The organism is Prosthecobacter sp., from assembly GCF_044373815.1.
Lineage (GTDB): Bacteria > Verrucomicrobiota > Verrucomicrobiia > Verrucomicrobiales > Verrucomicrobiaceae > Prosthecobacter.
Genome location: NZ_JBIPNG010000449.1, coordinates 1 through 5,450 on the forward strand (window position 1 = coordinate 1; position 5,450 = coordinate 5,450).

7 protein-coding genes and 2 pseudogenes are annotated in these 5,450 nt (G+C 58.2%); all 9 read right to left on the reverse strand.

Going from position 1 to position 5,450, the window contains the following annotated elements:
- A pseudogene (locus ACIREA_RS25655) lies at positions 1-227 on the reverse strand (Rhs element Vgr protein); the annotation flags it as partial.
- A gap of 7 nt (positions 228-234) precedes the next feature.
- Positions 235-885, reverse strand: a complete 651-nt coding sequence (locus ACIREA_RS25660; RefSeq protein ID WP_397385172.1) for a hypothetical protein — start codon at positions 883-885, stop codon at positions 235-237.
- 5 nt (positions 886-890) lie between these two features.
- Positions 891-1,058 (reverse strand): DUF5908 family protein, encoded by a 168-nt coding sequence (locus tag ACIREA_RS25665; protein WP_397385173.1) that lies wholly within the window; start codon positions 1,056-1,058, stop codon positions 891-893.
- Positions 1,059-1,084: 26 nt separating this feature from the next.
- On the reverse strand, positions 1,085-1,603 hold the full coding sequence (locus ACIREA_RS25670; RefSeq protein WP_397385174.1) for a phage tail protein: 519 nt from the start codon (positions 1,601-1,603) through the stop codon (positions 1,085-1,087).
- A 39-nt stretch (positions 1,604-1,642) separates the two neighbouring features.
- Entirely contained in the window at positions 1,643-2,110 is a 468-nt protein-coding gene (locus ACIREA_RS25675) for a phage tail protein (RefSeq protein ID WP_397385175.1), read from the reverse strand.
- Positions 2,111-2,172: 62 nt separating this feature from the next.
- Positions 2,173-3,759: a phage tail sheath family protein gene (locus ACIREA_RS25680; RefSeq protein ID WP_397385176.1), complete on the reverse strand. Its 1,587-nt coding sequence runs from the start codon at positions 3,757-3,759 to the stop codon at positions 2,173-2,175.
- 62 nt (positions 3,760-3,821) lie between these two features.
- Positions 3,822-4,649 (reverse strand): hypothetical protein, encoded by an 828-nt coding sequence (locus ACIREA_RS25685; protein ID WP_397385177.1) that lies wholly within the window; start codon positions 4,647-4,649, stop codon positions 3,822-3,824.
- Entirely contained in the window at positions 4,646-5,212 is a 567-nt protein-coding gene (locus tag ACIREA_RS25690; protein WP_397385178.1) for a DUF4255 domain-containing protein, read from the reverse strand. Before ACIREA_RS25690 ends, ACIREA_RS25685 begins: the two co-directional genes overlap by 4 nt.
- Positions 5,209-5,450, reverse strand: a pseudogene (locus ACIREA_RS25695) (hypothetical protein); the annotation flags it as partial. The pseudogene ACIREA_RS25695 and the gene ACIREA_RS25690, both read right to left, overlap by 4 nt.

The window sequence follows — 5,450 nt, forward strand, 5'->3', positions numbered from 1 at the left end:
ATCTCGATCAATGATCCGGGCGCAAAATCATCGGACTCACTGGCTGTAAAGGCCTCCTCCGGTGTGCTCCCGTCTAGCAGGACAATTCGTGCCAGCGGTATGCGGTTCACCGCCATGGACACGACGATGGAAGCGACCTCATGCAGATCGGTCATATCCTTCCCGTTGGCTTTGAGGGTGAAGGTGATCAGATCTGATTCTGTGCTTGCTGGAGAAGAGGCTGGCATGATGTGGTTAGGTCAAAGGTGGAAACTTGATTTGCTGCCCTGGCTTCAGGCTGCGGATGTTGATGATAGAGTTGTACTTCGCCACCTGAAGGTAGTAGCGCGCATCTCCATACACACGGGCGGTGAGCTGCGGCAGCGTGTCACCTGCCTGCACTGTGGCCACGTGAAGCAGCTCCTTGACCGGCCTGACGTTTTGCACCTCCAGCGGGAGCTGCGGAGTCACTGAGGCAAAGTTTACATTCACCAGCGCCCGGAGAGGACTGCCTTCGATGTCAAAGAGCTTGTAGGTGATCGACAGCGACGTCAGCACACATTTGAAGGGCGGTGCCGGTCCCCACACGATCTGCAGGTGGTGCGGGCGGTGAATCTTTCCATCAAAGGAGTACACCACAGACTCGAACTTGCTCAGCTCAGCGGCGACATTGAATGGCTCTCCACCAGGGGATTCAATGACGCCTGTACCGTCAAACAGCATCTCAAACTTCATCGTCGATAGCAGCGATCCCTGGCTCCTTCTCAAGGCCCCGGCGGTGGGATTCAGCGTTCGGTCCACGGAATAGCTGCTCGGGTTCACCTGCGCGGTGTAGCTGCCCACCGGGTTGCCGGAGTAGTCCTCGCTCTCATATGCGTCGATGATCAGTTTGGTCGGGCTGCTCATGAGGATCAGCGTTGCTGGGCCTCAGCCAGCCGTTCTTCAACGCGTTCCATGACAGCATCGATGATCTTCTGGAGTTCAGCAGGAGTGAGCCCTGAGTCTTCGTGAGGAGAAGATGCGGAACTTGCAGGCTCAATACGTGCCTGGATGATGAGTTCTCGGAGTTCAATGGGCATGAGAGGATGATGCGGGGGTGATGTGGCTAGGAGCCGGGAGCATGCGTTCGGACCACTGTGGTGTAGCTGAGCTCCAGCGACTCCAGCACCACCTGGCTCTCCATGGAGTTGAAGCCCGAGATGTCCCATTTCGTGGGCCAGGCGCGGAGAAATGTCCATGATTTCAGGACGTCTCCTTGGATGGCGATGGAGGACGTGCTTTGCGCGGAGAGGAGCTGCAGATTGAAGGTGGCAGGCTGGATGGGGCTGTTCAGTCCACCTTGCAGAATGCGCTCACACCAAAGATACAGCGGCTTTTCCTTCGCAATGAATCCACGCTTCAGCACCAAGGTCCCGCCATTCACACCATTCGGAAGCTTGTGCGTGAACTGGTTCTGGCCTCCCTCATGGTAAGGCTCGGTATCCATCTCCATGCTCAGGCCGGAGACCTCTTGAAAGCCTGCCTCATCTTGCGGCATGCCAGAGCCCACCATCTGCAGGCGAAAGGCAAACGCCACGGGTGGATAATACGGCCCTGCTTCAGGGCCTGATTGTTGAGTGTTCATTTCAGTTCACGGGGAAATGTGGGTTTGAAGCTGCGCCGCTTACTTGTTCGTCACGCTCAGAGTTTCAAAGGCGAGTTCGATGGTGTGCACGGCGACCTCATTACCGTCGCTCTTCAGGTCGGCTCCTGTGAATTTCGTGGGCCATGCATTGGTCAGCGTCCACTGCATGGTGGTGGCTTTCTTTTCGTCCAGCAGGGCGATGACGACATTCTGCCGCTTGATGGTGTTCTGCTGGATGGAGCTGTACCAGTTCCAGAAACTGTTGTCGCTTTTGAAGATGCCGCGCTTGAGCGTCACATTCCCCACCTTGGTGATGCCGGGCATCTTGATCGTGGAGTACGTCGGGCTGTTGCCGTGCCGGTATTCAATCACCTGCGTTTCAGAGTTCAATCCCGTCACCTCCGAGAAGGCGCCTGTGACTGCGTCGGCAGCTCCGATGGTGACTTGAAAATGAAAGGCTGGCAATGGCCATACCGTCGTGCTTTGTGCTGATCCGTCGTCGGGCATAAATGAAGTCTATTTCTAAAGTTATGGGGTCGTTGGGAGGGGAATGACGGTGAGGACGAGGACTAGCTCTGTGCCTTTTGCGAGATGTTGATGGTGATGAATTCCGCCGGGTGTGACACCGCCACCTGCACGGACAGATTCATGTAGCCGTTCAGAATGTCGTCAGGCGTCATCGTGAGGCCGAGGCCGATGGCCACATTGAAAGAGGCGGCCGCCGAGGCGCCCGCCAGCGCGCCCTGGTTCCACTGCGATGTCAGAAAGCTGGTGACCATGCTGGTCACCAGCGACCAGGTGCTGTCCACATTGGGCAGGAAGACGTAGCTCTGCATCGCATTCTTGAGCGACTGCTCGATGAAGATCATTGTGCGGCGCACGTTCACGTAGCGCCAGTCCATGCTGTTGCCATCGAGGGTGCGCGCGCCCCAGACCATGACGCCGAAGCCCGGCTTCACACGGATGGCGTTGATGGACTTGCCGGTGACAGAGTCCACGTTCAACTGCCCTTGGTTCATGTCCGTGATCTTCAGCGTGGTGTCAGACACCGCAGCGAGACTGAAGTTGGCCGGTGCGCGCCAGACACCAATGCTGTTGTCCACCATGGTGATGAGTCCCGCCATGGCCGCGCCGGGGGGCAGGGTGTTGATCTTTACCAGCACGTGATCGTGGAGGGTGCGGTAGGCAGCGCTCGCACTCAGTAGGGCGTTTTCCAGCTGGAGCGCACTCGGCTCATTCGTGGCCGGTGGCGCCTGAATCTGACCCAGGATATTTTTGACCGGATCGGTGCCGGCATCTGGCAGCACTGCGGCCAGCTCCTTGGCGCCGCCCATGTTCACGTAATTGATGTCTCTGTCCTGCACGATGGTCGTCTTCAAGAACGGATAGTAGGCGATGCCGTATTTGAGATGGTTCATCCCGACATCCCCCCGGAAGGTTTCGATCTCTCCGCCCGGCTGGTACCAGAGCTCGGGATCAGGGGCCTCCCCGCCGTAGATGTCAAACAGGCCCACGCGGCTGCCCGGCGCGCAGCATTGGCTGGAGTCGCCGCCGCATTGGTCCAGCACGTTTTTCAGGAGAGTGGCGTAGTCCTTCTGCTTCAGCAGCACGGCTTCCGGGATCACGATCATGGTGATCTCCGCCTCCTGTGCGGCTGTCTGCAGCCCCGCGTACAAATCGTCGTGCTTGATGTTGGGGTTCACCAGCGGACTGCCGGCGGTCAGCGGCTTGCTGGAGGAGGGTGGGGGAGCGATCGAGCCCACAGAGACGATGAAGGCTGTGCCACCGCCATTTTGGTAGAACAGTTTGATGCTGTTGTACAGGTAGTAAATGGTGGACGGGTCGGGCCGCAGATCGAGCGGCTTGCCACCGATGGTCACGTCCCCTTCACCCTGGGAGGGGACGATGTGGTAGATGGGGCAATACTGCTCCGAGTCGGGTGCCGGGCCTGTCCCGGAGACGGCACCGAAAAAGGTCAGGTAGTCCTGCAGCGAATTGATTTTCACCGCCTGGTTCACATACGACTTGCCCTTGTAGTCCGCCCGCATGGTGTAGCCGATGAAGACGGGAACCGCCGTCGCCACGGGCACCACGGAATTCGGGAAGGCGTTGATTTCATTGATGTAAACGCCAGGAGTTTGCAAGGACGATGCCATGGTTGGATTGGTGGATTAAAGGTCGGTGGAGAACTTGAAGACCGGGATGGGGATGCCGGAAGTTAAAGATAGATGATCTGGCATGAGCGGGGCGTGCAGTCTTCACCGCCCCGGATAAAGTCCAGACCTGGGGTGGGCAGATCGGCAATGAGCTTCTTGTTGTTGAGCAACAGCATGAAGCATTCGCGTGGGGCGGCTGCGAGCGGGATAGCGCGGCTGGATTCAAAGGCTAGGGAGGTCTCTCCGTCGGGTCCCATTAATCCTGCCACCAGTTTAAACTCAAGATGCGCGCCAGTGCTGGCGGGCACTGCTGGCACGACAGCGTAGTCTTTTGCAGCAGCGCCTCTGTGATTGAAAAAGTCATAGCGCCAGATCGTGGAGCGTGATGAAAATGTCAGCCGGGCGCGGGGCACGTCGCCTTCGGATTCTCTCTGAGGTGGATTTGAATGAACCGAGTGACTCTGAAGATCGCTCAGCAGTTGATTCACGGAAAAAGAGATGATGGCAGGTGAATGTGTTTTGAGGCCGCTGTCGAATTTCATAAAAGACGCATGCAGCTGGTTGGACATGCCAGTGAATGACAGCATGCTTTCTGATCGCGGCGAAAGATCCGTGTATCTGGCAAAGTCCGGATCATGAAACTTCATGGCGTAGCACAAATCAGGTGTTACGGCGTCCTGCTCCAACATCGCTGCAGCGCGCTCCGCGTAGAGCGTGAAAGTGTTCTCCCGCTGCTCGCCCGCCCAACCCAGACGCTGCAAGATCTTCTCAGTGTCTCCCAGCGGTTTCAGGGCAAAGGCGGCATAAGCGCCCCCGCTGAGATACTGGTGCAGCACCTCCATGGTAAAGAGCGGTAGCAATGCCGTGATGACAGCTTGCTTCGCGCTCAAGTGCTGACAGCTCCTCCTGCGGCGGCGGGTGGGTTCACGCTCGGGTCGAGGGCAGAGATCTGGCTGCCGCCAAAGGTCAGCATCCGCATGGAGTATAGCACCGAAGGAACGTAATCTTCCCCCAGCATGCTCCACAGGGCGCTTTGCTCGGAGGAGTTCAAAGAGTACATCTCCAGTGTCAGCCGGTCCAGACCTCGGTGCATCGTCGGGGTGTTGGCAGGCGTGAAAAGCGGTTTTGCATGAAGATAGGCGATCACTTGGGAAATCATTTCCAGGCCCACCTCATATCGCGTGTACTGCGCGGCAAAGAGCAGCTGCAGGTTCAGAATGACCGGGGGCCTCTGGTGTTGCATGGCCTCCGGCGCCTGCCTTGGCGTGGCCACGTTGGCGATGTTTTTTTCCTCCGTGATCTGCGTCAGCATGCAGCAGATATGGTCGTCCGCTTCCTCTGCTCCTGCTTTGGACAGATGGTCGAGGATTACGCGGTCACGCGAATCACCCCGTTGCCGCCGCAGCGCAGCATTCAGGTCTCCCACCACCGCTTTAAGGGCTTCTTGAATCATGCAGGAGAAGGAGTGGACGGTTTTGGGCGTTCGCCAGCTTGACGGACGTTCATGAATTTGGACAGCAGATCAAACCAGAACGGCGCGCCGAGGGTGGCGGCGAGGGCCGTGAGCAGCCAGCCGATCCCATGCGTGCAAATAAGCTCCACCATGGTTTTCCAGGCGGCGGGATCGAGATGCAGGAGGCTGGCGCCGGAGGGGCGCACACGGAGCTCGGCGTTGGCTCGTGGGCTCGCCG